Origin of the sequence: Marinobacterium weihaiense (assembly GCF_019061305.1) — a bacterium.
Classification (GTDB): domain Bacteria; phylum Pseudomonadota; class Gammaproteobacteria; order Pseudomonadales; family Balneatricaceae; genus Marinobacterium; species Marinobacterium weihaiense.
In genome coordinates, this window is sequence record NZ_JAHQZT010000003.1 from 66,543 (window position 1) to 91,431 (window position 24,889).

Consider the following 24,889-nt stretch of genomic DNA (forward strand, 5'->3'; position numbering starts at 1 on the left):
TTAAGGAGTGGTCTTGTCAGGTTCTACGGATCTTTTGCGCAATCCTCCGGGGCGGGACCACCCTGCTGACGGCGGAACTGGGCCGGCGACAGGTCAAAGCGTCGGCGAAAGGCGCGGGTCAGCGCGCTCTGGTTGCAGAAACCGAACCGGTCGGCGATCTGGGCAATGGAGTCGGGCGCCTGTGCCAGGGCCCGGCGCACGGCCTGCAGACGGCGTTCGGCGACATACTGGCTGGGGGTCATGCCGGTCTGGTCACGGAAGCGGGCAAAAAACTGGCTATTGCCCAGGCAAAACAGGCCGGCCAGCTCATCCACGGCCAGACGGCGTTCCATGTGGGTATCGATATAGTCATCCAGCAGGTCCAGATTGAGCAATCCCTGCACCCGAGTTGGCCGGGTTTGCTCCAACTGGCGCTGCAGGGCACAGATGAGTGTATTGCTGCAGGCCTCCTGCAGCAGCGAGTCACGCGGGTTGTACTGCAGCTCGCGGCCGAGTGAACGCAGCAGCAGCTGAAGGTCGGGCAGGCACTGAAAATAGCTTGCCTGCTGGAACAGGCGGTCGATGCGTTCCTGCTGCAGGCGATCATGGCTGTGGGTGGGCAGGTCCAGCACCAGAATGCGGTTGTCGCTCAGGCCGCTGAACACATGGTCGGTTGCACAGGGGACCAGGCAGCCGTGGCCGATGTGCACCTCGCGACCCTGTCCGGCCAGCTCAAAGGCGGTTTCACCTTCCAAGCCGAACACCAGCTGGTGAAAGTGGTGGTCATGCTGGTCAGCGGCATTGGGCAAGCTGAGAACTTTGGTACTTCGGGTCATGGTGCCTGTTACCACATTGATTGTCGTTATCTGGGTTAACCTTAGTCTGTTAATTATACAGTTCAAGCCGGGGGATGTGATCAGGTGGAGCGCATTTGCCCGCTTTTGCGGGTACAATGGCGGCAAATAAACCCTTACCTACAGGATAGATGGCGAGATGGCTGAACTGAAAAACGATCGCTTTCTGCGTGCGCTGATGCGTGAGCCGGTGGATGTGACCCCGGTCTGGATGATGCGTCAGGCAGGGCGTTACCTGCCGGAATACCGGGCCACCCGTGCCCAGGCCGGTGATTTTCTGAGTCTGTGCAAAAACCGTGAGTTGGCCTGCGAAGTGACCTTGCAGCCGCTTGAGCGTTACGATCTGGATGCGGCCATCCTGTTTTCCGATATTCTGACCATCCCCGATGCCATGGGGCTAGGCCTGTATTTCGAACAGGGCGAAGGGCCCAAATTCGAGAAGGTTGTCCGTACCGAGCAGGACGTGGATGCCCTGCCGATACCTGATGCCGCCAGCGATCTGGATTACGTCATGGCCGCCGTCAGCGAAATCCGCGGCGCTCTGTCCGGCCGTGTTCCGCTGATCGGCTTCTCCGGCAGCCCCTGGACGCTGGCGACCTATATGGTTGAAGGCGGCTCCAGCAAGGACTTCCGTCACATCAAAAAGATGATGTATGCCACCCCCGAGGTGATGCATGCCCTGCTGGACAAGCTGGCGCAATCGGTGACCGCTTATCTGAACGAGCAGATTCGCAGCGGTGCCCAGGCGGTACAGATTTTTGATACCTGGGGGGGCGTGTTGAGCGGCCCGATGTATCAGGCGTTCTCGCTCAAGTATATGCAGCAGATCATCGCGGGCCTGATCCGCGAACACGACGGTCGTCGCGTGCCGGTGATTATGTTCACCAAAAACGGCGGCCAGTGGCTGGAAGTGATGGCGGATGCCGGTGCCGATGCCCTGGGGCTGGACTGGACCACCAATATTGACGACGCCCGTCGTCGCGTCGGTGAGCGTGTTGCCCTGCAGGGCAACATGGACCCGAGCGTGCTGTACGCACCGGCGGATCGCATCCGTGCCGAAGTGGCCGATATCCTGCAGCGCTTCGGCACCGGTAACGGCCATGTGTTCAACCTGGGTCACGGCATTCACCAGTTCGTGGATCCGGAAAGCGCCAAGGTCTTCGTCGATGCGGTGCATGAGCTGAGCGCTCAGTACCACCGCTGATCGCGTGCACATGCTGACGGCCCACAAGGCGAAAGCCCGTTGCGCGTGCTAAGTTACTTGCAGAATCAGATGTGTCTGACAGGCAGCGATGTGATCCATCGCTGCCTGTGTTGTTTATGTTGACGGAAACACCATGAAAAAACTGTCCAATCTCTTTGCCAACAACCGCAGCTGGTCGGACCGCCTGCGTGAGCAGGATCCCGAATTCTTTCCCACCCTGGCAGGCCAGCAGGCGCCGGAATATCTCTGGATTGGCTGTTCCGACAGCCGGGTGCCGGCCAACGAGATCGTTGACTTGCTGCCGGGCGAGCTGTTCGTTCACCGCAACGTCTCCAATATCGTGGTGCACACTGACATGAACTGTCTGTCGGTGTTGCAGTATGCGGTGGAAGTGCTCAAGGTGAAGCACGTGATGGTGGTTGGGCACTACGGCTGCGGGGGAGTGCGTGCGGCGCTGGATCAGCAGTCTCATGGCCTGATCGACAACTGGCTGCGCAACATCCGCGATGTCTATTACAAGCACCGTGCGCTGGTCGGTCCCTGGAAGGATACCCCGCCGCAGGTCGACATGATGTGCGAACTCAATGCGGTGGAGCAGGCCTACAATGTCTGCAACACCACCATCGTGCAGGATGCCTGGGCGCGGGGCCAGGAGCTGAGCATCCACGGCTGGGTCTACAGCCTGAAAAACGGCCGCCTGACCGACCTGGAATTCTGTGCCGATGGGCCCGAGAATGCCGAGGCCGAATTGCACCAGGCCATTGCCCGCGTCGAATCGACCCGCGCCTTCAGCTGAAACGAGCCGGTATCGGCATGCAAAAAGCCCTCGCCATGGCGAGGGCTTTTTTGTGTCCGGCCCTCAGCCCAGCAGCAGGGTCATGGCGGTGCCGCCGATCAGCAGCAGCACGAACAGCAGCGCGCCCAGGGCCATGGGTTTCCAGCCGGCGGCGCGGATGGCGCTCAGGCGGGTGGCAAAGCCCAGTGCCGCCATGGCCATGGCCAGGCACAGCTGGTCCAGCTGGTGCAGCAGGTTGAGTATGGCGCTCGGCAGCAGGTCGAAGCTATTGATCAGCGGCAGCAGCATGAACACCAGCGCGAACCAGGGTACCGGCAGTTTACGCGGTTGTTCGCCCGCCGCTTCATCGCGGGCAAACAGCTGGCTCAGCACCAGCAGTACCGGCACCAGCAGCATCACCCGCATCAGTTTGGTGACCACCGCCGTATGGGCGGCCTCCATCGGCAGGGTGGCCGCCACAGCTGTCACCTGTGCCACTTCATGGGTGGTGGCGCCGACCAGACGACCAAAGGCGGCATCGCCCTGTGCGAACAGTACCTGTACCCATTCCTGCGCGAACAGCCAGGGGTAGAGCAGCATGGCGGCACTGCCGAACAGCACCACGGTGGCAATGGCGACCGGGACGGCCTGCTGGCGGGCGCGGATAGTCGGGGCGCTGGCCAGTACGGCCGCGGCGCCGCAGATGGCGCTGCCGGCACCGATCAGCACTGCGGTACGGGCATCCAGCTTGAGCCAGCGGGTACCGACCCAGGCGGCACTGGCCAGAATGCCGATCACGATCACCAGATCAATCAGCAGGGCGTTCAGGCCGGCGGCCTGGAGGTCGGCCAGGCTGATGCGAAAGCCGTACAGAATGATGCCGGCGCGCAACAGGTAATGACGGCTGAACTGCAGACCGGCTTCGCTGCGCTGCTCCAGGCGTTCGCCGGCAAAGTGGCCGGCGAGGATGCCCAGCAGCATCGCCAACGTCAGGGGGCCAAGCACGCCGATGCCGGGCAGGGGGAGTTGTACCAGCGCCAAGGCCGTCAGGCTCAGTCCCAGGGTCAGTGTCAGTCCGGTCAGTAAGGGGGTTGGGTTGAAACGCGGCAAAGTGGTCATGGGGCACCTCCCTCGAAATCGATGGGGGCACTTTAATGCCAACGGTTATAAGTTTAAAACGGATTGATTTGGTATAATCAACCTGTTTTTTAGGTAAATTGGGTGTCCCATGCTTTCTCTGCGACAGCTGGAAGTCTTTCTGGCGGTGATCGAAACCGGCTCCACGACTCGGGCCGCCGATGCCGTGGCCCTGTCTCAGTCGGCGGCCAGCAATGCCCTCACCGAACTGGAATCCCGACTCGGTGAAAAACTGTTTGATCGCGTCGGCAAACGTCTGGTACTCAATGCCAGCGGTCGCGCCCTGCAGCCACGGGCGCGGGCGCTGCTGGCGCAGGCGCGGGATGCGGAAAGCCTGTTTCGCAGCGGCGGCGGCCAGCTCAAGCTGGGCGCCAGTACCACCATCGGCAACTATTTGCTGCCGCGGCTGCTGGGCGCCGCGCAGGAGCCGCTTCCCTGTGAGCGTATCGAGATTGCCAATACCGACGACATTGCCGAGCGCATGCTGCGCTTTGAACTGGATCTGGGGCTGGTCGAAGGGCAAACCCGGCATCCGGATCTGGTGCTGACGCCCTGGCGCCGGGACGAAATGGTGATCGTGGCTGCGCCTTTTCTGCCGGGCGAGCCGCTTCACTGCCTGCCCTGGATCATGCGCGAGCCCGGCTCGGGTACACGCAGCGTGGTGGAGCAGGAGTTGTCAGAGGTATTGACTGGGGTGGTGCCATTGCTGGAGCTGGGCAGCTCCGAGGCGATTCACAACGCGGTACGGGCGGGGCTGGGCATCAGCTGTCTGTCCCGTCATGTGGTGCAGCAGTCGCTGCACAATGGCGAACTGGAGGTGCGGGCACCGGAGTTGAGCATCCGCCGCCCGCTGTATCTGCTGCGCCACCGCCAGCGGCCGGACACCGCCGCGGTGGCGCGTTTTCTGGCGATGTGTCCGCCGGAAAACTGAAGCTTAGCGGGTGCTGGTTGCCAGCGCTTGATCCAGGTCGGCAATCAGGTCGTCGATATGCTCGATGCCGATCGACAGGCGCACCATCTCCGGCGATACGCCAGCCGATTTCAGCTCGTCGTCGTTGAGCTGGCGGTGGGTGGTTTCGGCCGGGATGGAGGCCAGCGACTTGCAGTCACCGATGTTCACCAGGCGCAGGAATATCTGCAGCGCATCGTAGAACTTGCGCGTGCCCTCGCGGCCGGACTTGAGGCCGAAACTCAGAATACCGGAGGCCTTGCCGCCCATGTACTTCTGCGCCAGGGCGTGATCCTTGTGGCTTTCCAGGCCGGCGTAGTTGACCCAGACCACTTCGTCGTGGTTTTCCAGATATTCGGCAATCTTCTGCGTGTTGTCGCAGATGCGCTCCATGCGCAGGGACAGGGTTTCCAGACCCTGCAGCAGCATGAAGGCGTTCATGGGCGACAGGGCCGCGCCCATGTTGCGCAGCGGCACCACCCGGGCACGGCCGATAAAGGCCGCCGGGCCAAAGGCTTCGGTGTAGACCACGCCGTGGTAGGACACGTCCGGCTCGTTCAGTAGCGGGAAGCGCGCTTTGTTTTCGGCCCAGGGGAAGTTGCCGGAGTCGACAATCACGCCGCCGATGGTCGTGCCGTGACCACCGATGTATTTGGTGGCGGCGGTGACCACGATGTCGGCACCCTGCTCGATCGGGCGCCACAGGGACGGGCTGGGGACAGTGTTGTCCACCACCAGCGGCACGCCGTGACGGTGGGCAATTTCGGCCAGCTTCTCGATGTCGGCAATGCCGCCGGAGGGGTTGCCCACGGATTCGCAGTAGATCGCCTTGGTGCGCGCATCGATCTTGCTTTCCAGCGCGGCGAAGTCGTCCTTCTGCACGAAACGCACTTCCAGCCCCTGGCGCGGCAGGGTGTGGGCGAACAGGTTGTAAGTGCCACCGTAGAGTTCGCTGGTGGAGATGATGTTGTCACCGGCCTCGGCCAGCGTCTGAACAGTGTAAGTGATCGCCGCCATGCCGGACGCCACCGCCAGGGCGGCCACACCGCCTTCCAGCGCCGCCACGCGCTTTTCCAGCACATCGTTGGTCGGGTTCATGATGCGGGTGTAGATGTTGCCCGGCACCTTGAGGTCGAACAGGTCGGCGCCGTGCTGGGCATCGTCGAAGGCGTAGGAGGTGGTCTGGTAAATCGGGACGGCGGCGGATTTGGTTGTTGGGTCGGTTTCGTATCCGGCATGCAAGGCCAGGGTTTCCAGTTTCATGAGCAATCCTTTTCAATACTGAACGTGTCGAGTGATGTCTGTATTCGCAACGGGGTATAGAGAAACCCCAGAAGGGAAGACATGTCAAATCAAGGTGGCATAATGTCGCCCGGTTTGCGGCCTCCTTCTGGTCAACGAAGTAAAACTCGCGTCTACCCTGCTGGGCTCGTGGGGCATCGCAGCTGATAATCACTAATGCCTGTCAGCAGCCTTTCCAAGGCGGCTTCAACGTCCAGCACCGTGGTATCCAGCCTCAGTTCAGGCGCAAGCGGTGGCTCGTAGGGGGATTGTACGCCCGTCATCTGGAAGATTTCCCCGGCCGTGGTTTTGGCATAAAGGTGTTTGGGGTCGCGTTGCTGACAGGTGGCCAGCGGCGTATTGAGGTGGACTTCCAGAAAGCGCTCTGCGGGAAAGACGCGACGAATCATCGCCTGCTGGCTGTTCAGGGGCGTGATGAACGAGGCCAACACCCAATACCCTTCTTGCCAGAACAGATTGGCGATATGAGCCGCTCGGCGCAGGTTCTCATCGCGGTCCTGCAGGCTGAAGCCGAGGTCCGCGTTGATGCCCTGGCGCAGGTGATCGCCATCCAGATGATAAATTCTTTCAATGCCCGAGGCTGCCAGCGCCTCTTTAAGGGCGAACGCCAGTGTGGTCTTGCCACTGCCGCTGAGGCCGGTAAACCAGATGACATGGGGGGTATGGACCAAGGCTCCCTCCCTGGCAATGCACAATTAAGGATGGATGTCAGGCCGCTGACGTTAGCTGGTTGAGGACGTGCTGTCCATGACCTCGTGTGCAGGCGCACTGTCTGGGCGACGGACTGTGCGTTTTCATGTGGCTTGGTACAATCCGCTTTATTCATAAGCGTTTTACCAGCATCGGAGACTCCCCATGGCCAAAACCAAAACCGCCTTTGTCTGCAATGATTGCGGTGCCGATTACCGCAAGTGGCAGGGGCAGTGCAGTGCCTGCGGGGCCTGGAATACGATTACCGAGGTGCGCCTGGGATCGGATGCCGGGGGCGTGCGCAGTGCCCGCTTTGACGGCTATGCCGGTGGTGCGGGTGGCGCCGGCGCGCAGAAAAAGGTGGTTACGCTCAGCGAAGTGGCGTTGGAGGAGATGCCGCGGTTTACCAGTGGCAGCGCCGAACTGGACCGGGTGTTGGGCGGAGGCCTGGTGCCGGGGTCTGCGGTGTTGATCGGCGGTCATCCCGGGGCGGGCAAGAGTACCTTGTTGTTGCAAACCATGTGTCATCTGGCCGCCGATATGCCGGCGCTGTATATCACCGGTGAGGAGTCGCTGCAGCAGGTCGCCATGCGTGCGTCGCGGCTGGGGCTCAAGGCGGATCAGTTGCAGATGCTGTCGGAAACCTCGGTCGAGACCATTTGCGATCTGGCCAATGAGCTGCGGCCCAAGGTGATCGTGATCGACTCCATTCAGGTGATGCATGTGGCCGATGTGCAGTCGGCGCCGGGTTCGGTGTCGCAGGTGCGCGAGAGTGCCGCCTTCCTGACCCGTTTTGCCAAGCAGACCGGCACGGTGCTGTTCCTGGTCGGCCATGTCACCAAGGACGGCAGCCTGGCCGGGCCCAAGGTGCTGGAGCACATGATTGACTGTTCGCTGCAGCTGGAGGGGTCTTCCGACAGCCGCTTTCGTACCCTGCGCAGCCACAAGAACCGCTTTGGCGCGGTCAACGAATTGGGCGTGTTTGCCATGTTGGAAAACGGCCTTAAGGAGGTCAAAAACCCCAGCTCTATCTTCCTCAGCCGTGGCAGCGAGCCCAGCCCCGGCAGCGTGGTGATGGTGGTGTGGGAAGGCACCCGGCCGTTGTTGGTTGAGTTGCAGGCACTGGTAGATGAGTCGCACCTGTCCAATCCGCGCCGTGTGGCAGTGGGGCTGGAGCAGAACCGGCTGGCGATGTTGCTGGCGGTGTTGAACCGTCACGGCGGGTTGATGACCGGTGATCAGGATGTATTCGTCAATGTGGTCGGTGGCGTCAAGGTGCTGGAAACCAGTGCCGACCTGGCGCTGCTGCTGGCGGTGGTGTCCAGCTTTCGCAATATGGCCCTGTCGCAGCAGTTGATGGTGATTGGCGAGGTGGGGCTGTCTGGCGAGATTCGCCCTGTTCCCAACGGCCAGGAGCGCATCCGCGAAGCTGCCAAACATGGTTTTCAGCGCGCCATCGTGCCCATTGCCAATGTCCCGCGTGAACCCATGCCGGGGATGGAGGTGGTGGGGGTTAAAACCTTGGCCGAAGCGCTGGACGCGATCTGAGCGATCAGTGATTGGGGTTGAGCAGCTGCTCCAGCTCTCGCTCCAACAGCGTTTCGTCACCCAGGTTGAGCTCAACCAGCCGGCGCAGGTGGGTGATACTGTCGATCTCCATGCCCTCGGCTACAAAACCGTATTGCGGTGGCTCGGCATGGCTGAGTGTGGCGGGGATTTCAATCAGGATATCGTTGGCCAGGTACAGGTGCAGGCGGGCCTGTTCGCCAAGGGTGATGGGCAGCGGGCGTTCCGACTCGACCAGAGTGCCGCGCAGTGAAATATCGATCAGCTGAACCACCGCGGCACCCTTGTCCGTGTGCAGTTCACACTCGGCATCAAAAGGGATGCGGGTAAAGCGGCGGCGTTCCTGGTTGTTATTCACGCTCGGACTCCTGATGATGAAAGTAATCTCTAGGCATGTTATTACACTGGAGTCGCCTTGTGGAGACTGATTTGCTGTCGCGGGTGCGGCAGATCAACACATGGTCAAACCGGTTGCTTTAGGCTGATAACAATGGAATGAGGGTGAGGTAGTACATGTGGGACGTGATGAGTGATCTGCTGGCCGCTCGGCGGCATTCGCGCTATTTCAACCATACACGCAGTTATCATCTGTTCACACGGGTGCGGATGTTGGCGTGGCTGTTGATGGTACTGCAGAGCGGCTGGATTCTGATCGACTGGTGGTTGCTGCCTGAGGCGGCCAGTACGGGTATCGCCTATGCGCGCCTGGCTTCCAGCGCCGCCTGTCTGGGCCTGGGGCTTTGGTTTGCTCAGCCCTATCGGCTGGAGCTGTCGATGGTGCGGCTGTTGCTGCTGGTACTGGTGCTGATCCTGTTCCAGACTGCCAGTACCGTGATTCTGCAGCAGCACGGCATGCAGAGCAGTGTGGCCGGATATGCGTTTTTCCCGTTCATGATCATTACCATGCTGGCGATTTTCCCGCTGACCCTGTTCGAAGTGGCCGGCTTCACCCTGTTCGTGGTGCTGGTGGAACTGGTGACGCAACTGTGGCTGGGCAGCTTTGGTCAGGTTGCGGGCATCAATGATCTTTGGCTGCTGGCGCTGCTGGGCGGCATTGCCGGTTGGGCCTCGGTCAACCAGCTCAGCATGTTGTTGGTGCTGTACCGTCAGGCCACCCGCGACCCGCTCACCGGGCTGGCCAACCGCCGTCAGGTGATGGAGCAGCTGGATGAAGAGGTGGTGCAGGCGCAGGAAAGTGGCAGCCAGCTGGCGGTGATGATGTTCGATCTGGACAAGTTCAAGAGCTTCAACGACCACTACGGCCACGCCGCCGGCGATCTGGTGTTGAAGCGGTTTGCCCGTATTCTGCGTGAGCACGCCCGCCGCAAGGCTGACCTGGCGGGACGTTTCGGGGGTGAGGAGTTTCTGATGATTCTGCCGGATATGGATGCAGCTCAGGCGGGGGCTCTGGCCGATGCCATTCGTGAAGCCTGCCATGCGGCTCGGGTGAAGGTGCCGACCGGGGATGAAGTCAGCTTCAGCACCAGTATTGGTATCGCCATTCTACAGCCGGGTGAAGATCGCTCCACTGTGCTTCAGCGGGCGGATGAAGCCCTGTACCAGGCCAAGGACAGCGGTCGGGATCGTTACTGCCTGGCGGTGATGCAGCAGGCGGCCTGATCGGCCCTTGCTGGCCCGGGTCTCCCCATCACGGGCAACCTCTCCATCCGGTAATAAAAAGGGCCACCCGAAGGTGGCCCTGCTGAAGGTCAGTGCGGGGCAGGCCCGCCTGCCATCAGCTCATGCGGCGATACTTGATCCGTTCCGGCTGATGATCTTTGCCGTAGCGGCGTTTGTAGTCCTCGGCGTACTCGCTGTAGTTGCCTTCGAAGAACTCCACATTGGAGTCGCCTTCGTACGCAATGATGTGGGTACAGATACGGTCGAGGAACCAGCGGTCATGCGAGATCACCACGGCGCAGCCCGGGAAGGCCAGCAGTGCTTCTTCCAGTGCGCGCAGGGTTTCGATATCCAGGTCGTTGGTCGGTTCGTCGAGCAGCAGCACGTTGCCGCCTTCCTTCAACAGCTTCGCCATGTGCAGACGGTTGCGTTCACCGCCGGACAGATCCTTGACGAACTTCTGCTGGTCGGAGCCCTTGAAGTTGAAGCGACCGCAGTAGGCGCGGGCCGGGGTCTGGAAGTTGCCTACGGTGATGATGTCCTGGCCGTCGGAGATCTCCTGGAACACGGTGTTGTCGCCGTTCAGCTCGCGTGACTGGTTCACGTAAGCCAGCTGTACGGTGGAGCCGATCTCGATCTCGCCGGAATCGGGTTGTTCTTCGCCGCTGAGCATGCGGAACAGGGTGGATTTACCGGCGCCGTTGGGGCCGATGATGCCGACGATCGCACCCGGCGGGATGGCGAAGTTCAGGTTTTCGAACAGCAGCTTGTCACCGTAGGATTTGGTGACGTCGTGCAGTTCGATGACCTTATCGCCCAGACGCGGGCCCGGTGGAATGTAGATTTCCTGGGTCTCGTTGCGCTGCTGGAACTCGCGCGAGTTCATCTCTTCAAATGCCTTCAGACGGGCCTTGGATTTGGTCTGACGACCCTTGGCACCTTGGCGCACCCATTCCAGCTCAGCCTTCATGGCCTTGCGATGAGACGCTTCGGACTTGGCTTCCTGCTCCAGGCGGGCTTCCTTCTGCTCCAGCCAGCTGGAGTAGTTGCCCTCCCAGGGGATGCCGTGGCCGCGGTCCAGTTCCAGAATCCAGCCGGCGGCGTTATCGAGGAAGTAGCGGTCGTGGGTAATCGCGACCACGGTACCGGTGTATTCCTGCAGGAAGCGCTCGATCCAGGCGATGGACTCGGCATCCAGGTGGTTGGTCGGCTCGTCCAGCAGCAGCATGTCCGGGTGATCCAGCAGCAGGCGGCACAGGGCAACACGGCGGCGCTCACCACCGGACAGGTTTTTCACTTCGGCGTCCCAGGGCGGCAGGCGCATGGCATCGGCGGCGCGCTCCAGCGCCTGGTCCAGGTTGTGCCCATCCTTGGCGGTGATCAGGTTTTCCAGCTCGGCCTGTTTCTTGGCCAGTTCATCGAAATCAGCGTCCGGGTCGGCATAGGCGGCGTAGACCTGGTCCAGCTCGGCCAGGGCGTCCTTGACGTCGGCAACCGCCTCCTCAACCACTTCACGGACGGTTTTGCTGTCATCCAGCTCCGGCTCCTGCGGCAGGTACCCGACCTTCATGTTGGGCATGGGGCGGGCTTCACCGGTGTATTCGGTGTCGACGCCGGCCATGATCCGCAGCAGAGTGGACTTACCGGCACCGTTCAGACCCAGCACACCGATCTTGGCGCCGGGGAAGAACGACAGGGAAATATCCTTGAGGATTTCACGCTTGGGCGGTACCACCTTGCCCACGCGGTTCATCGTGTAAACGTACTGAGCCATCAATATGCCTGTAGGTTTAGGGTTAAAAAACAGCCAGATTCTACCTGCGGCGTCGGGGGAAAGCCATGTTGCCAGGGTGGCGGGCAGACGAGTGGTTGGCAAGGCGGGGGTGCCTGAGGTACCCTCATTGCCTCAGCCTGGATGCTGCTCGCAGTGTATTTAAAACTGTACCCCTTCAAGGACAAGAAAATGAATCAAGTTGCCGACAACCCCTATGTCGCGCCGGAAGCCGAGCTGGAAGTCCAGCACGAAGCCGGTGATCTCTCCGTTTTTCCGCGTTTTACCACCTGGGCCGTGTTTGGCCTGACCATCATTACCCTGGGCATCTATGCCGTGTATTGGATGTATAGCCGTACCCGTCATCTGAACAGTATTACCGAAGACCGTATCTCGAACGGCTTTGTTGGCGCGGCTGTCGGCGTTTATATCGCCAGTGGTGTGTCCTCCATCATGATGGGGTTGACAGATGCTTCCGCCCTGTCCGGTACCATGGTATTGATTGATGGCCTGTTGGGGCTGGCAAGCTGGATCCTGATGCTGGTGTGGGCCTTCAAGTTCCGCAACCGCCTCAACCGTGTCACGGACAGCCGGGGCAAGCCGACCTGGGCCGGTCCTATCCTGACCTTCTTCTTTAGCGTGTTCTACCTGAGCTACAAGGTAAACCAGCACCTCGACATCCGCGCCAGCCGCTGATAACCGCAGGGTGATCCCCATGCAGGCATCCAGGCTGCTCGATAATCACTGCAGCGTCGAAACCCCTGAGGGGATCGACTTCAGTCAGGCAATGGCCGGTCCGGTGGTGCGTATTCTGGCATTCCTGATCGATCTGGGCTGGCGCGGGTTGATCTATGCCGCTTTGGGCATGTTGGCCGGTTTTCTGGGCGGGTTCGGTCTGGGCCTATTCCTGATCCTGACCTTTCTGCTGGAGTGGTTCTATCCGGTGTTCTTTGAAGTTTTCCGCCAGGGCCAGACGCCGGGCAAGAAAACGATGGGACTCAGGGTCGTCAATGAAGATTTCACGCCGGTCGGCTGGGGCGGGTCGGTGATTCGCAACCTGCTGCGTACGGCCGATTTCTTTCCGCTGTTCTATGTCGCCGGGCTGCTCAGCATGGTGCTGTCGCGCCGCTTTCAGCGTCTGGGTGATTTGGCGGCCGGCACATTGGTCGTGCATGTGGACCGCCAGCAGGCGCCACGGCTGGACGAAACGATTCAGCCGCGGATGCCGCAACAGGCCCTGAGCCGGGCCGAACGTCAGGGCATCATCAGCCTGACGGTACGCAGCCGCACCATCAGCGAGCCTCGGCAACAGGAGCTGGCAGATCTGATGGCGCCGGTGACCGGGAGTACAGGCAGCGAAGGACTGGCGCGGCTCAGAGGCATGGGTGCCTGGCTGCTGGGCCGCAAATAAAGCGGGGATGCGATGAAGGAAGCGGACTTTGAACAACGCTACGCAGCGCTCTGGCAGCGGCTGGAAGCCGTGCTGGATGCAGGGGGTAAAGTGCCGCCCCCGGATGAACGTTTTCCCGAACACTATCGCCAGGTGTGTGGTCATCTCTCCACGGCCCGCCAGCGGGACTACTCCGACGCACTGGTAAACCGTCTCAATCGCTTGGTCATGCTGGGGCATCATCGACTGTACCAGCGTGACTCCCGCGCCTCGCTGCAGCGGCTGGCCGAGGCGCTTGCCGCCTTCGTGACCGCCGTGCGCCGTCAGCGGCGTTATGTCATCTGCTCGGCACTGTTGTTCGTGGTGCCGGCACTGGTCATGGGGGTAGGCGCCTGGCTCAGTGAAAGTTTTGCCTACAGCATATTGTCTCCGGCACAGGCGGCCGAACTAGAGTCCATGTATGACCCGGGCAATGACCGGCTTGGGGCCGAGCGTGACTCTGAAACCGACCTGGCCATGTTCGGCTTCTATATCAGCCATAATATTGGCATCGCCTTCAAGGCCTTTGCAGGCGGCGTATTTCTCGGACTGGGCACGGTGGCGGTGGTGCTGTTCAACGGTCTTTACCTGGGTGCCGTCACCGGCTACCTGACCCGCGCCGGACTGGGCATTACCTTCTATCCGTTCGTGATCGGTCATGGTGCCTTCGAGCTAACGGCCATCGTGATTTGCGGTGCGGCCGGGCTGATGATCGGCCACTCCCTGATTCATCCCGGTCGCTGGCGGCGGTTGGAAGCCCTGCGGCAGGCGGCTGCCGAAGCGGTCAAGCTGATGTATGGTGCCACCTTCATGCTGTTTGTCGCCGCTTTTGTCGAAGCCTTCTGGTCATCCAGTTCACAGTTGCCGGTGGCCGTCAAACTGAGCGTGGGAGCACTGCTGTGGCTGTTTGTGCTCTGGTTCTGCTTTTTTTCATCACTGGAGGCACGCCGTGAATCTCGCTGACTTGCAGATTCGTGCGCAGGTGCGTACGCCCTGGCAGGCACTGGATCTTGGCGTGTTGATGGCCCGGCGCTGGTTTCGACCGCTCTGGCTGGCCTGGCTGTTGCCTGCCGGCATTGTCTTTACCCTGTTGAGCCTGGGATTTGCCGATGATCCCTGGGTGGTGACGCTGGTGATCTGGTGGCTCAAGCCGCTGTTCGAACGCGTACCATTGCTGCTGTTGAGCCGTTATCTGTTCAACGAGCGCAGCCTCAAGGGACTGACCTGGCGGCAGTTGGTCGGAACCTGGCTGGTGGGTGCTCCGGGGGCGCTGCTGTGGCGCCGTTTTGACCCTCGGCGTTCATTTTTGCAAGCGGTCACCGTGCTGGAAAAACAGAAGGGACGGGCGCGTTCCAGTCGCCACCGCACCCTTGCCTATGGCAGCGGCAAAGCGGCCTCCTGGTTGACTATCGTACTGGCCCACGTGGAAATGCTGTTGATGCTGGCGGTACCGGTCACGGTACTGGCGATGGTCGGTGATTTCCTTGAACTGGATCTGTTGTGGCTGTTCGGCAGTGACGCCGGCGTGCTGGCACACCTGAGCAACGTGCTGACCCTGCTCTGCATGTCGCTGGTGGCCCCTTTTTACGTTGCCTGCGGGTTTGCGCTGTACATCAACCGTCGTATCGAGCTCGAAGCCTGGGACCTGGAACTGCTGTTTCGTCAGCTCGCCCAGGCTCGTGAGGCGCCCCGGACGCAGCCACAGGCGGCGACGCTGGCAGGGCTGGTGCTGGCAGCCTCGCTGGTGCTGGTCGGTCTGGGTACGGCGCCCGTGGAGGCGGCAGAGCAGATGAATATCCAGACATCGCCCGCAGCGGCTCAGGAGGCGGCGCTGGAGCTGCTGTCGGCACCACCCTACGTGATCGAGGAAGAGGTGACCGAATGGCGCTGGAAAGAATCGACCGAGTCGAGCAAGAGTGATGCAGATCTGTCCTGGCTGGAGTCCTGGCTTGATGCTCAGACATCGGCGTCGGATGGGGTCGGCGAAGGGGTATTTCGTCTGCTGGAAGTGCTGCTCTGGATTGGTGCCGGGGTGCTGCTGATCCTGCTGGCACGGTCGCTGTGGCGACACCTGGGGCAGCCTGCCTCCCAGCCTCCCGTACTGCCGGCCGAGGCCAGCGCCCCGCGCGTGCTGATGGGCCTGGCAATTGGCGCCGACAGCCTGCCAGCCGATCTCAATCGTGCCGTGCATGAAGCGCTTGAGGCGGGTGATGTGCGTCAAGCCATGTCCCTGCTGTATCGCCAGGCTCTGCATCAGCTGGTGCATCGACACCGGGTACCGGTGGAGCCCTGGCATACCGAACTGGAGTGTGCCGCGGCCGCACGTCGTCACCCGGATCTCGCCGGCAGTCAGCTGTTCGAGGATTTGACCCGGGTCTGGCTGCACCTGGCCTATGCCCATCAGCTCCCGCCGCGCCAGCGTGTCGAACAGCTGCTTCAGGCCGTGCAGCGGGAGTGGGCATGATGCGGCTATTTATGTTCCGGGTCTTGCCGCTGGCGGCACTGGTGCTGTTGGTGTTGCTGGGCTACGTACTGATGAACGGGCTGGAGACGGTCGGCCGTGTGGTGGACCGTGGCCCCAGCGTCGAGGTGCGGCGCAATCAATATCTGGCGGCAGGGCAGTTGCTGGAGCAGCAGGGGCAGCGTGTCGTACACAGCCGTTATCCGGTGGCGGTGGATCAACTGGGGCCGCGCGACAGCCTGTTGTTGACCGATGCCGATTATTTGATGGACGACCCGGTGCGGGTGGCCGCACTGCTGGAATGGGTCGAGTCCGGTGGACATCTGCTCTGGCACTATTCGCCGACACAAACATCACACCCGCTGGCCCAGGCGCTCGGCGTGAGCCGGCGTCACCACGCTGAAGACAAACAGGCGCACCGGGACAAGGCCAGTCGCACGGCCGATGAAGAGGTCGATGTGGAAGCCTTGCTCGAGCACTTGGAGGCGGCCGAAAAACATACCGAGGACACCCCCGAACTCAGGCCGTCGGAGCGGGTGCGGGAGAATATTCACCGTAAAGAAGCGGGGGTTGCGCCATCCGAGCTGAACTATCTGGCTGCCGCCGACCGTGCACGCTTTTACAGTTTTGCTTCATCGGCACTGGAGTGGCAGTCCGATACTTCAATCAGCGCGAACCTGACTTTGGAGGCCCGGTCACAGCCGTCTGAACGCGCCGCCTTGTTGATGCTGAGGCTGGGCAGCGGGCGTGTAACCGTACTGCAGGATATCGGCATCTGGAGCAATAGCCGTATTGGCCTGTTTGATCATGCCTACCTGTTGCTTTGGCTCAACCGCGATCATCCGGTGGTGCATGTTCAACGTTACAGCGACTGGCCGCCGCTGTCACAGTTGCTGGTTGCGTATGCCCCGGAGATGCTGGTCATCGATCTGTGTCTGCTGCTGGCCTGGCTGCTGTATCGCGGTCGCCGCTTTGGGCCGGTACTGCAGCCGTCGCATCAACAGCGGCGAACCTTGAACGAGCACATCGATGCAGTCGCGCGTTTCCACTACCGTCAAGGCCACCTGAATCACTTGCTGGCGCCGTTGCGTCGCCAGGTGCTGAATCGGGCCGCGCGCCTTCAGGTGGGGCTGGAGCAACTGACCACTGCTCAGCAGCAGGCAGCTGTGGCCGAGCAGGCACAACTGCCGGCCACAGCGGTCAGCCAAGCGATGACACCACAGGAACATTACACTTCGGCTGAACTGGTCGAGACCGTGCAGCTGCTTCTCAGAATCAGGAATCGATTATGACCATTGAAATGGAAGCCCCCCCGCTGAATACCGGTACCCACGAGCAGATCGATTTTCTGCGCGCCAGCATCGGTTCGGTGCTGATCGGTCAAGAAGATGTCATTGATCAGGTGCTGGTGACGCTGCTGTGTCGCGGGCATGTATTGCTGGAAGGTGTGCCGGGGCTGGGCAAGACTCTGCTGGTGCGGGCGCTGGCGACCTGTTTCAGTGGGCATTTCCGCCGCATTCAATTTACCCCCGATTTGATGCCGGCCGATATGACCGGGCATGCCATCTACGACATGAAGGAAGGGCGCTTCCATGTTCGCCGTGGCCCGGTATTCACCAATCTGCTGCTGGCGGATGAAATCAACCGTTCCCCGGCCAAGACGCAGGCGGCATTGCTGGAAGTGATGCAGGAACAGCAGGTGACCATCGAGGGCAAGCCGCATGCCCTGTCACCGCCGTTCATGGTGCTGGCGACCCAGAACCCGATCGAGCAGGAGGGCACCTATCCGCTGCCGGAAGCCGAACTCGACCGCTTCTTGATGAAGGTGTTCATCGATTACCCGGCGTTCGAGGATGAAACCCGCTTGGTGCGCCAGGTGACGGGAGGGAGCTTGAGCATGGCCGCGATCAGCGAGCGGCTGTCCGAAGCGCTGACACCGGCGGATATATTGGCGTTGCAACAGGCGGCGGAGCAGGTGACGCTGGACGACGAAGTACTTGGGTATGCCGTGCGTCTGGTACAGGCAACCCGCAACGCCAGCAGTATTCTCAAGGGCGCCGGGCCGCGTGCCAGCATCGGTCTGGTCAGTGCGGCCAAAGCCTGGGCATTGATGAATCGGCGCGATTTCGTGCTGCCGGACGATATTAAGCAGGTGGCCCTGCCAGTGCTGCGCCACCGTATCCTGCTGGCGCCGGAAAGCGAAATTGATGGCTTCACGCCGGACCGGGTACTGCAGCAGTTGGTGCAGACCGTGGACGCGCCACGCACATGATCAGGGCACTGCCGGGACTGATGCCGGACCGAGCGATGTTCAAGTACCTGCTGATCCTGCTCGGGGCGGCGCTGGTACTGGTCGGGCTGCGCGTCCTGATCCCGCTGGACATGGCGTGGCCCAGCGGGCTCTGGTGGAGCGCGCTGGGACTGGGGGCGCTGGTCGCGCTGGTGGATGCGCTGCGCATCTGTGCCCTGCCGGGCCCGGTGGCCCAGCGGCAGCTGCCCGGCAATCTGGCACTGGGGGCCAACGCCCGTATTCGCCTGCGTTTTGACAACCCGGGGGCGCGCAGGCTTAGGTTCAGCTGCATGGATGACTACCCGGCTGCGGTGACCACCGAACAATTACCGGTGGCGCTGGAGTTGCCGCCCGGCGAGCGCCAGGTCGTCGAGTACAGCGCGCGCCCAGTGCGGCGCGGCACGGCGCGTTTTGGAGACATCCGCCTGCGCATCCGGTCGCCACTGGGGCTGTGGCAGCTGCAGCGTGCCGTGGCGGCCGAGCAGGCGGTCAAGGTTTACCCCAACTTCATGGCACTGGCCAACCTGAACTTTCTGGATTACGAACAGCGCCTCTCCCATATCGGTGCACACCTGAGCCAGCGTCGCGGTTCGGGGCAGGAATTCAAGCAGCTGCGGGAATATCAACGTGGCGATGAAATCCGCCAGATCGACTGGAAGGCAACCGCCCGCCAGCAGCGGCTGGTATCGCGTGAATACCAGGACGAACGGGATCAGGACGTGCTGTTCATGCTTGATACCGGGCGCCGCATGCGTGCCATGGACGGTGAGCTGAGCCATTTCGATCATTCGCTCAACGCACTCCTGCTGACCGCCTATATTGCTCTGGGAGCCGGCGATGCCGTGGGTGTGCTCGGCTATGCCGGTAGCAGCCGCTGGGTGCGGCCGGTCAAAGGTCGCCAGGGCGTCAACGTGCTGCTTAACAGTCTGTACGATGTCCACAGCAGCACTGAGGCCAGTGACGTGGTGCAGGCGGCGGGTGCGCTGATGCAGCGTCAGCACAAGCGGGCACTGGTGATTCTGGTGACCAACCTGCGGGATGATGACAGCGACGACCTGCAGGCGGCGGTGCGGCTGCTGTCGCGCAAGCATCTGGTGATGGTGGCCTGCCTGCGCGAAAGCTGTCTGGAGCAAACGCTGAGCGAAGACGCCGACGTGCACGAAACCCTCGACTTCTGTGCCCGTACCCTGTACCGGGAGCAGCGCGAGCAGCTGATTCGGCGGCTGCAGGGGGTGGGCGTGATGACCGTGGATGCTGTGCCGCAGCAGCTGCATGTCGCCCTCATCGAGCAGTATCTAGTACTCAAGCGTGCGGGCCGGCTTTGACAGCGCTGGCTCTGCCCCTGATGATACAGGGTATTCGAGGCGTGCTGTCGGGCAGGGGGCATGCCATACCTGTGCAGTACTCCGGGCTGTTGCATCGTTCCAGCGCGCCAGAATGAATCTTTTGCGTAATGGACTGACCCCTTTTCATGTGCCTTCCGTATGAATTTTGGACTATAATGTGCCTCTTTTCAGAGGCAGCTTCAGGTCAGTCCGTCACTACCTGCGCCGACTTTGCAGCCATATTTGCAATTACAGGGGACAGCAATGTTTAGCAAAGATATGTCAATCGCCAGTTATGATGCGGATCTGTGGTCTGCAATGCAGTCCGAGGCCGTCCGTCAGGAAGAGCACATCGAACTGATCGCGTCAGAAAACTACACCAGCCCGCGTGTCATGGAAGCCCAGGGTTCCGTACTGACCAACAAGTACGCTGAAGGCTACCCGCACAAGCGTTACTACGGTGGCTGCGAGTACGTTGACGTGGTTGAAGAGCTGGCGATTGAGCGTGCCAAGGAGCTGTTTGGCGCCACGTACGCCAACGTTCAGCCGCACTCCGGTTCCCAGGCCAATGCGGCCGTTTACATGGCGCTGTGCCAGCCGGGCGATACCGTACTGGGCATGAGCCTGGCACACGGCGGTCACCTGACCCATGGTGCTGCCGTATCCTTCTCCGGTCGTATCTACAAGGCGGTTCAGTACGGCCTGAATACGGAAACCGGCGCCATCGACTACGACGAAGTTGAGCGTCTGGCCATTGAGAACAAGCCGAAAATGATCGTGGCCGGCTTCTCCGCCTACTCTCAGATCGTGGACTGGGCGCGTTTCCGCGAAATCGCCGACAAGGTTGGCGCTTACCTGTTCGTCGACATGGCGCACATCGCTGGCCTGGTTGCCGCAGGTGCATACCCGACACCGCTGCCGTTCGCCGATGTTGTCACCACCACCACGCACAAAACCCTGGGTGGCCCGCGTGGCGGTCTGATCCTGTCGGCCAACGCTGATGAAGATCTGCAGAAGAAGCTGAACTTCGCGGTATTCCCGGAATCCCAGGGCGGCCCGTTGATGCACGTCATCGCAGCCAAAGCCGTCTGCTTCAAGGAAGCGATGGAGCCCGAGTGGAAGGAATACCAGGCACAGGTGGTAAAGAACGCCAAGGCCATGGCTGAAGTCTTCATTCAGCGCGGCATCAACATCGTGTCCGGTGGCACCGAAGACCACCTGTTCCTGGTTGACCTGATCAACAAGGACATCACCGGCAAGGATGCGGACGCTGCCCTGGGTCGCGCCAACATCACCGTGAACAAGAACTCCGTACCCAATGATCCGCGTTCTCCGTTCGTGACCTCCGGTCTGCGTATCGGTACGCCGGCCGTGACCCGTCGCGGCTTCAAGGAAGAGGAAGTGGCGCAGCTGGCGAACTGGATCTGCGATATCCTCGACGATATCAGCAATGAAGATACCATTGCGCGCGTGAAAGAGCAGGTGAAAGAGATCTGCGCACGCTTCCCGGTTTACAAGTAAGCCGGTAGAATAGCGGGGGCGGCTGTGGCCGCCCTTTTTTATTGGGGCTTCCGGCCCTGAATTCCTTATGGAAACGCTCTTTAACCCGAGGCACGCATGCACTGTCCGTTTTGTGGCACCCATGAAACCAAAGTTGTCGACTCCCGGCTGGTGGCTGAAGGTCAGCAGATTCGTCGGCGGCGTCAATGCATCAGTTGTCAGGAGCGTTTTACCACCTATGAAACCGCCGAGCTGCTGATGCCGCGCGTCATCAAGACAGACGGCAGCCGCCAGCCCTTCGACGAAGACAAGCTGCGTGCGGGCATTCAGCGTGCCCTGGAAAAGCGGCCGGTCAGTGTCGAAGAAGTCGAAGCCTGCATCACCCGCATCAAGCAGCGCCTGCGCGCCACCGGCGAACGTGAGCTGCCGTCGCGCGAGGTCGGTGAGGCCGTGATGGCCGAGCTGCGCAAGCTGGACGAAGTGGCTTATGTCCGTTTTGCGTCCGTGTACCGCAGTTTTCAGGATATTCGCGAATTTCGTGATGAGATCGAGCGTCTTTCAAATGCGGCCGACGACCGTGACGAGGAGGACAGCTGTCCATGAACATACCGTTGGGCGCTGCTGACCACCAATGGATGGCGCGTGCCATTCAGCTGGCACGGCAGGGCCTGTATACCACTGATCCCAACCCCCGTGTCGGCTGCGTGATTGTGCGCGACGGCCTGTTGGTAGGCGAAGGTGCCCACCTGCGCGCTGGCGAGCCACATGCCGAAGTGCATGCGCTGCGTGCGGCCGGCGAGCGAGCCCGGGGCGCAACCGCCTATGTCACCCTTGAGCCCTGCAGCCACCATGGCAAGACCCCACCCTGTGCCGAAGCCCTGGTGCGGGCCGGCGTGGGCCGCGTGGTCTGTGCCATGCAGGACCCCAATCCGCTGGTGGCCGGGCAGGGCCTGGCCCGCCTGCGGGCGGCGGGCATTGCCACGGCTGCCGGGGTGCTTGAGCCTGAAGCCCGTGCGCTCAATCCGGGTTTCATAAGCCGTATGGAACGCGGCCGCCCCTTTACCCGTCTCAAACTGGCCTCTAGTCTGGATGGTCGTACCGCCATGCAGAGCGGTGAATCACAATGGATTACCGGAGCGGCCGCGCGGGCCGACGTGCAGCGCCTGAGAGCGCGCAGTTCGGCCGTGTTGACCGGCGTGGAGACCGTGCTGATCGACAAAGCGTCCCTGACGGTACGGGCCGCCGAGTTGGGCCTGCCGGACGCCGAAGCGCAGCGGGCGGCCCAGCGTCAGCCGCTGCGGGTGGTGGTCGACAGCCACCTGCGCCTGCCGGTTTCGACGCCCATGCTCAACCTGTCGGGCAGTACTCTGGTCGCCACCGCCATGCCGGACAATGCACCGGCGGCAATCGCGTTGAGCGCCGCCGGCGTACAGGTACTGTCGCTGCCGGGGGCGGATGGGCGCGTGGATCTGGCCGCGTTGCTGCCCTGGCTGGCACAGCATGCCCAGTGCAACGAGCTGCTGATCGAGTGTGGCGCCACCCTGGCCGGGTCGGCGCTGCGGGCCGGTCTGGTGGACGAACTGGTGCTGTACATGGCACCGACCCTGCTGGGCAGTGCCGCGCGGCCGCTGTTCAATCTGCCGCTGGAGCAGATGGCACAGCAGTACCGTCTGCAACTAACCGATACGCGCCAGCTGGGGGATGACCTGCGTCTGACCCTGAGCTGCCGCCAGGACGACAACTGATGTTTACCGGAATCATTGAGGCGGTGGGCGAAATCGCCGATATCCGCATGATCGGCGGCGACATGCGGCTGTATGTGCGCACCGGCAGCCTGGACCTGAGTGACGTCAAGCTCGGCGACAGCATTGCCACCAACGGCGCCTGTCTGACCGCGGTTGAGTTGCCCGGTGACGGCTTTGTCGCCGATGTGTCGTTGGAAACGCTGGCGCACACCCGGTTTGAATCGCTGGCGGTGGGCGAAGCCGTCAACCTGGAAAAGGCGATGCGTGCCGATACCCGTTTCGGCGGCCATATCGTCACCGGGCATGTGGATGCACTGGGTACGGTAGTGATGCGTCACGACGATGCCCGCTCGGTCCGCCTGAGCGTGCGCATGCCGGCCTCGATCCAGCGTTACGTGGCCGCCAAGGGCTCGATCACCGTGGATGGCGTCAGCCTGACGGTGAACGCGCTGGATGGCGACTGCCTGGAACTGAACATCGTGCCGCACACGGCACAGGAAACCCTTATCGACAGTTACACAGCCGGTCGTCAGGTGCACCTGGAAGTGGATATCATAGCCCGCTACCTGGAGCGTCTGATGGGTGCAGCGCAGGCCGAGCAGACGACCGACGGCGACGCCGGCGGCGTGACGCTGGCGTTGCTGGCTAACCACGGATTCATGCGTCGCTGAGGCGGCGGGAGAGGACTATGCAGCTGAACACCACTGAAGAACTGATCGACGATATCCGTCAGGGCAAGATGGTCATCCTCATGGATGACGAGGACCGCGAGAACGAGGGCGATCTGGTGATCGCGGCTCAGTGCGTCCGCCCGGAAGATATCAATTTCATGATTACCCACGCCCGTGGCCTGGTCTGTCTGACCCTGTCCCGCGAGCGCTGCGAGCAGCTCAACCTGCCGCTGATGGTACAGAGCAACGGCGCGGCCTTCTCGACTAACTTCACGTTGTCGATCGAGGCCGCCAAGGGCGTGACGACCGGCATTTCAGCCGCCGACCGGGCGACCACGGTGCACGCCGCGGTCAAGGCCGATGCCAAGCCGGAAGATATTGTCCAGCCGGGCCACATCTTCCCGCTGATGGCACAGCCGGGCGGTGTGCTCAGCCGCGCCGGGCATACCGAAGCCGGGTGCGACATTGCCCGCATGGCCGGATTCATGCCGGCGTCGGTGATCGTCGAGATCATCAACGAAGACGGCAGCATGGCGCGCCGCCCGGACCTGGAAAAGTTCGCCGCCAAGCACGGCATCAAGATCGGCACCATCGCCGATCTGATCCACTACCGCACCATGAACGAGCACACGGTGGAGCGGGCCGATGAAGGCACGCTGCAGACCGAGTACGGCGAGTTCAACTATGTCACCTACCGTGACGAGATTCAGGGCTGTACCCACCTGGCCCTGACCAAGGGTGATGTGGACCCGGACGATTCCACCCTGGTGCGTGTACACGTGCGCAACGAAGTGCTGCGTGACGTGGTCGGGGTACGTCCGGGTGACCAGATGAAATGGACCATGCGTCGCGCCCTCAAGCGCGTCGCCGAGGAAGGCAAGGGCGTGGTGCTGCTGCTCGATTCTGGCCGCCGGGTGGATCTGGGCGATGCCATCGACAGCCTGCTCAATGCCGACCGCAGCCGCTCCAAGGTCAATGTCAGCGCATCCGGCGCCTACCTGACCGTGGGCACCGGCTCGCAGATTCTGCGCGATCTGGGCGTGCGCAAGATGCGCCTGCTCAGTTCACCGATGAAATTCAATGCGATCTCCGGCTTTGACCTGGAAATCGAAGAGTACATCCCCTACGAGGATTGATGGACAACACTATGACAGTACAAGTTTTTGAAGGCGACTTCGTCAGCGCCAACGGCAAATACGCCATCGTCGTCGGCCGCTTCAACGCGTTCGTGGTTGAAAGCCTGCTGGACGGCGCCATCGACGCCCTGACCCGCCATGGCGTGGCGGAAGAAAACATCCGCGTGATCCGCGTGCCGGGGGCATTCGAAATCCCGCTGGCGGTCAAGCGTGTGGCCCAGCAGCAACAGGATGATGCCATCATCACCCTGGGCGCGGTGATCCGTGGCGGCACCCCGCACTTTGAATACGTGTCGGCCGAGAGCTCCAAGGGCGTGGCCCAGGTCTCCATGGATTTCGACATCCCGGTGGCCAACGGCATTCTGACCGTCAATTCCATCGAACAAGCCATTGAACGCTCAGGTACCAAGGCCGGTAACAAGGGCGCCGAAGCCGCACTGTCTGCACTGGAAATGGTCAGCCTGCTGCGTCAGCTTGAGGTCTGA

24 protein-coding genes are annotated in these 24,889 nt (G+C 61.7%); 18 read left to right on the plus strand and 6 right to left on the minus strand.

Going from position 1 to position 24,889, the window contains the following annotated elements:
• Positions 1-23: 23 nt before the first annotated feature.
• Entirely contained in the window at positions 24-815 is a 792-nt protein-coding gene (locus tag KTN04_RS03080) for an AraC family transcriptional regulator (protein WP_217333749.1), read from the minus strand.
• A 157-nt stretch (positions 816-972) separates the two neighbouring features.
• Between KTN04_RS03080 and hemE the strand changes: the two genes are divergently transcribed.
• Complete coding sequence (gene hemE, locus KTN04_RS03085; RefSeq protein ID WP_217333750.1) at positions 973-2,037, plus strand: uroporphyrinogen decarboxylase; 1,065 nt, start codon at positions 973-975, stop codon at positions 2,035-2,037.
• 133 nt (positions 2,038-2,170) lie between these two features.
• Positions 2,171-2,833 (plus strand): carbonate dehydratase, encoded by a 663-nt coding sequence (can, locus tag KTN04_RS03090; protein WP_217333751.1) that lies wholly within the window; start codon positions 2,171-2,173, stop codon positions 2,831-2,833.
• A gap of 63 nt (positions 2,834-2,896) precedes the next feature.
• Here the strand turns inward: can and KTN04_RS03095 are convergent, their stop codons facing one another.
• A complete protein-coding gene (locus KTN04_RS03095; protein ID WP_217333752.1) occupies positions 2,897-3,931 on the minus strand; it encodes a YeiH family protein in 1,035 nt (344 codons plus the stop codon).
• Positions 3,932-4,040: 109 nt separating this feature from the next.
• Between KTN04_RS03095 and KTN04_RS03100 the strand changes: the two genes are divergently transcribed.
• Entirely contained in the window at positions 4,041-4,880 is an 840-nt protein-coding gene (locus KTN04_RS03100; protein WP_217333753.1) for a LysR family transcriptional regulator, read from the plus strand.
• 3 nt (positions 4,881-4,883) lie between these two features.
• Here the strand turns inward: KTN04_RS03100 and KTN04_RS03105 are convergent, their stop codons facing one another.
• Positions 4,884-6,161, minus strand: coding sequence for an O-acetylhomoserine aminocarboxypropyltransferase/cysteine synthase family protein (locus KTN04_RS03105; protein WP_217333754.1), 1,278 nt, complete (start codon positions 6,159-6,161; stop codon positions 4,884-4,886).
• A 152-nt stretch (positions 6,162-6,313) separates the two neighbouring features.
• Entirely contained in the window at positions 6,314-6,871 is a 558-nt protein-coding gene (gene cysC, locus KTN04_RS03110) for an adenylyl-sulfate kinase (protein ID WP_217333755.1), read from the minus strand.
• A gap of 184 nt (positions 6,872-7,055) precedes the next feature.
• Between cysC and radA the strand changes: the two genes are divergently transcribed.
• The gene (radA, locus tag KTN04_RS03115; RefSeq protein ID WP_217333756.1) at positions 7,056-8,438 is read left to right on the plus strand and encodes a DNA repair protein RadA; all 1,383 of its coding nucleotides are present in this window, start codon (positions 7,056-7,058) and stop codon (positions 8,436-8,438) included.
• Positions 8,439-8,442: 4 nt separating this feature from the next.
• Here the strand turns inward: radA and KTN04_RS03120 are convergent, their stop codons facing one another.
• Positions 8,443-8,814: a PilZ domain-containing protein gene (locus KTN04_RS03120; RefSeq protein ID WP_217333757.1), complete on the minus strand. Its 372-nt coding sequence runs from the start codon at positions 8,812-8,814 to the stop codon at positions 8,443-8,445.
• Positions 8,815-8,981: 167 nt separating this feature from the next.
• Between KTN04_RS03120 and KTN04_RS03125 the strand changes: the two genes are divergently transcribed.
• On the plus strand, positions 8,982-10,076 hold the full coding sequence (locus tag KTN04_RS03125) for a GGDEF domain-containing protein (protein ID WP_254262345.1): 1,095 nt from the start codon (positions 8,982-8,984) through the stop codon (positions 10,074-10,076).
• A gap of 115 nt (positions 10,077-10,191) precedes the next feature.
• Here the strand turns inward: KTN04_RS03125 and ettA are convergent, their stop codons facing one another.
• Positions 10,192-11,850: an energy-dependent translational throttle protein EttA gene (gene ettA / locus KTN04_RS03130; RefSeq protein ID WP_217333759.1), complete on the minus strand. Its 1,659-nt coding sequence runs from the start codon at positions 11,848-11,850 to the stop codon at positions 10,192-10,194.
• A 189-nt stretch (positions 11,851-12,039) separates the two neighbouring features.
• On the opposite strand from ettA, the gene KTN04_RS03135 reads away from it, so the two are divergent.
• The 13 genes from KTN04_RS03135 (at position 12,040) to ribH (ending at position 24,889) form a co-directional block, all read left to right on the plus strand.
• The gene (locus KTN04_RS03135; RefSeq protein ID WP_217333760.1) at positions 12,040-12,543 is read left to right on the plus strand and encodes a DUF4234 domain-containing protein; all 504 of its coding nucleotides are present in this window, start codon (positions 12,040-12,042) and stop codon (positions 12,541-12,543) included.
• 19 nt (positions 12,544-12,562) lie between these two features.
• Positions 12,563-13,258: an RDD family protein gene (locus KTN04_RS03140; RefSeq protein WP_217333761.1), complete on the plus strand. Its 696-nt coding sequence runs from the start codon at positions 12,563-12,565 to the stop codon at positions 13,256-13,258.
• Between the two features lie 12 nt (positions 13,259-13,270).
• A complete protein-coding gene (locus tag KTN04_RS03145; protein ID WP_217333762.1) occupies positions 13,271-14,239 on the plus strand; it encodes a stage II sporulation protein M in 969 nt (322 codons plus the stop codon).
• Positions 14,226-15,740 (plus strand): DUF4129 domain-containing protein, encoded by a 1,515-nt coding sequence (locus KTN04_RS17260; RefSeq protein WP_217333763.1) that lies wholly within the window; start codon positions 14,226-14,228, stop codon positions 15,738-15,740. Before KTN04_RS03145 ends, KTN04_RS17260 begins: the two co-directional genes overlap by 14 nt.
• A complete protein-coding gene (locus KTN04_RS03155; protein WP_217333764.1) occupies positions 15,737-17,029 on the plus strand; it encodes a DUF4350 domain-containing protein in 1,293 nt (430 codons plus the stop codon). The genes KTN04_RS17260 and KTN04_RS03155 overlap by 4 nt, the downstream gene beginning before the upstream one ends.
• The gene (locus KTN04_RS03160; protein WP_254262346.1) at positions 17,026-18,009 is read left to right on the plus strand and encodes an AAA family ATPase; all 984 of its coding nucleotides are present in this window, start codon (positions 17,026-17,028) and stop codon (positions 18,007-18,009) included. Before KTN04_RS03155 ends, KTN04_RS03160 begins: the two co-directional genes overlap by 4 nt.
• Complete coding sequence (locus tag KTN04_RS03165; RefSeq protein ID WP_217333765.1) at positions 18,006-19,352, plus strand: DUF58 domain-containing protein; 1,347 nt, start codon at positions 18,006-18,008, stop codon at positions 19,350-19,352. The genes KTN04_RS03160 and KTN04_RS03165 overlap by 4 nt, the downstream gene beginning before the upstream one ends.
• A gap of 264 nt (positions 19,353-19,616) precedes the next feature.
• Entirely contained in the window at positions 19,617-20,873 is a 1,257-nt protein-coding gene (gene glyA / locus KTN04_RS03170; RefSeq protein WP_217333766.1) for a serine hydroxymethyltransferase, read from the plus strand.
• 96 nt (positions 20,874-20,969) lie between these two features.
• On the plus strand, positions 20,970-21,455 hold the full coding sequence (nrdR, locus tag KTN04_RS03175) for a transcriptional regulator NrdR (protein WP_217333767.1): 486 nt from the start codon (positions 20,970-20,972) through the stop codon (positions 21,453-21,455).
• Positions 21,452-22,597, plus strand: coding sequence for a bifunctional diaminohydroxyphosphoribosylaminopyrimidine deaminase/5-amino-6-(5-phosphoribosylamino)uracil reductase RibD (gene ribD, locus KTN04_RS03180; RefSeq protein ID WP_217333768.1), 1,146 nt, complete (start codon positions 21,452-21,454; stop codon positions 22,595-22,597). Before nrdR ends, ribD begins: the two co-directional genes overlap by 4 nt.
• Positions 22,597-23,268 (plus strand): riboflavin synthase, encoded by a 672-nt coding sequence (locus KTN04_RS03185; protein WP_217333769.1) that lies wholly within the window; start codon positions 22,597-22,599, stop codon positions 23,266-23,268. Before ribD ends, KTN04_RS03185 begins: the two co-directional genes overlap by 1 nt.
• 17 nt (positions 23,269-23,285) lie before the next feature.
• Positions 23,286-24,404, plus strand: coding sequence for a bifunctional 3,4-dihydroxy-2-butanone-4-phosphate synthase/GTP cyclohydrolase II (ribBA, locus tag KTN04_RS03190; RefSeq protein ID WP_217333770.1), 1,119 nt, complete (start codon positions 23,286-23,288; stop codon positions 24,402-24,404).
• An 11-nt stretch (positions 24,405-24,415) separates the two neighbouring features.
• On the plus strand, positions 24,416-24,889 hold the full coding sequence (gene ribH / locus KTN04_RS03195) for a 6,7-dimethyl-8-ribityllumazine synthase (protein WP_217333771.1): 474 nt from the start codon (positions 24,416-24,418) through the stop codon (positions 24,887-24,889).

Bases quoted from the DNA above. Each gene is read 5' to 3' on its own strand.
- KTN04_RS03080 (WP_217333749.1), bottom strand. From the start codon at position 815: ATGACCCGAAGTACCAAAGTTCTCAGCTTGCCCAATGCCGCTGACCAG.
- hemE (WP_217333750.1), top strand. From the start codon at position 973: ATGGCTGAACTGAAAAACGATCGCTTTCTGCGTGCGCTGATGCGTGAG.
- can (WP_217333751.1), top strand. From the start codon at position 2,171: ATGAAAAAACTGTCCAATCTCTTTGCCAACAACCGCAGCTGGTCGGAC.
- KTN04_RS03095 (WP_217333752.1), bottom strand. From the start codon at position 3,931: ATGACCACTTTGCCGCGTTTCAACCCAACCCCCTTACTGACCGGACTG.
- KTN04_RS03100 (WP_217333753.1), top strand. From the start codon at position 4,041: ATGCTTTCTCTGCGACAGCTGGAAGTCTTTCTGGCGGTGATCGAAACC.
- KTN04_RS03105 (WP_217333754.1), bottom strand. From the start codon at position 6,161: ATGAAACTGGAAACCCTGGCCTTGCATGCCGGATACGAAACCGACCCA.
- radA (WP_217333756.1), top strand. From the start codon at position 7,056: ATGGCCAAAACCAAAACCGCCTTTGTCTGCAATGATTGCGGTGCCGAT.
- KTN04_RS03125 (WP_254262345.1), top strand. From the start codon at position 8,982: ATGAGTGATCTGCTGGCCGCTCGGCGGCATTCGCGCTATTTCAACCAT.
- ettA (WP_217333759.1), bottom strand. From the start codon at position 11,850: ATGGCTCAGTACGTTTACACGATGAACCGCGTGGGCAAGGTGGTACCG.
- KTN04_RS03135 (WP_217333760.1), top strand. From the start codon at position 12,040: ATGAATCAAGTTGCCGACAACCCCTATGTCGCGCCGGAAGCCGAGCTG.
- KTN04_RS03140 (WP_217333761.1), top strand. From the start codon at position 12,563: ATGCAGGCATCCAGGCTGCTCGATAATCACTGCAGCGTCGAAACCCCT.
- KTN04_RS03145 (WP_217333762.1), top strand. From the start codon at position 13,271: ATGAAGGAAGCGGACTTTGAACAACGCTACGCAGCGCTCTGGCAGCGG.
- KTN04_RS03155 (WP_217333764.1), top strand. From the start codon at position 15,737: ATGATGCGGCTATTTATGTTCCGGGTCTTGCCGCTGGCGGCACTGGTG.
- KTN04_RS03160 (WP_254262346.1), top strand. From the start codon at position 17,026: ATGACCATTGAAATGGAAGCCCCCCCGCTGAATACCGGTACCCACGAG.
- KTN04_RS03165 (WP_217333765.1), top strand. From the start codon at position 18,006: ATGATCAGGGCACTGCCGGGACTGATGCCGGACCGAGCGATGTTCAAG.
- glyA (WP_217333766.1), top strand. From the start codon at position 19,617: ATGTTTAGCAAAGATATGTCAATCGCCAGTTATGATGCGGATCTGTGG.
- nrdR (WP_217333767.1), top strand. From the start codon at position 20,970: ATGCACTGTCCGTTTTGTGGCACCCATGAAACCAAAGTTGTCGACTCC.
- ribD (WP_217333768.1), top strand. From the start codon at position 21,452: ATGAACATACCGTTGGGCGCTGCTGACCACCAATGGATGGCGCGTGCC.
- KTN04_RS03185 (WP_217333769.1), top strand. From the start codon at position 22,597: ATGTTTACCGGAATCATTGAGGCGGTGGGCGAAATCGCCGATATCCGC.
- ribBA (WP_217333770.1), top strand. From the start codon at position 23,286: ATGCAGCTGAACACCACTGAAGAACTGATCGACGATATCCGTCAGGGC.
- ribH (WP_217333771.1), top strand. From the start codon at position 24,416: ATGACAGTACAAGTTTTTGAAGGCGACTTCGTCAGCGCCAACGGCAAA.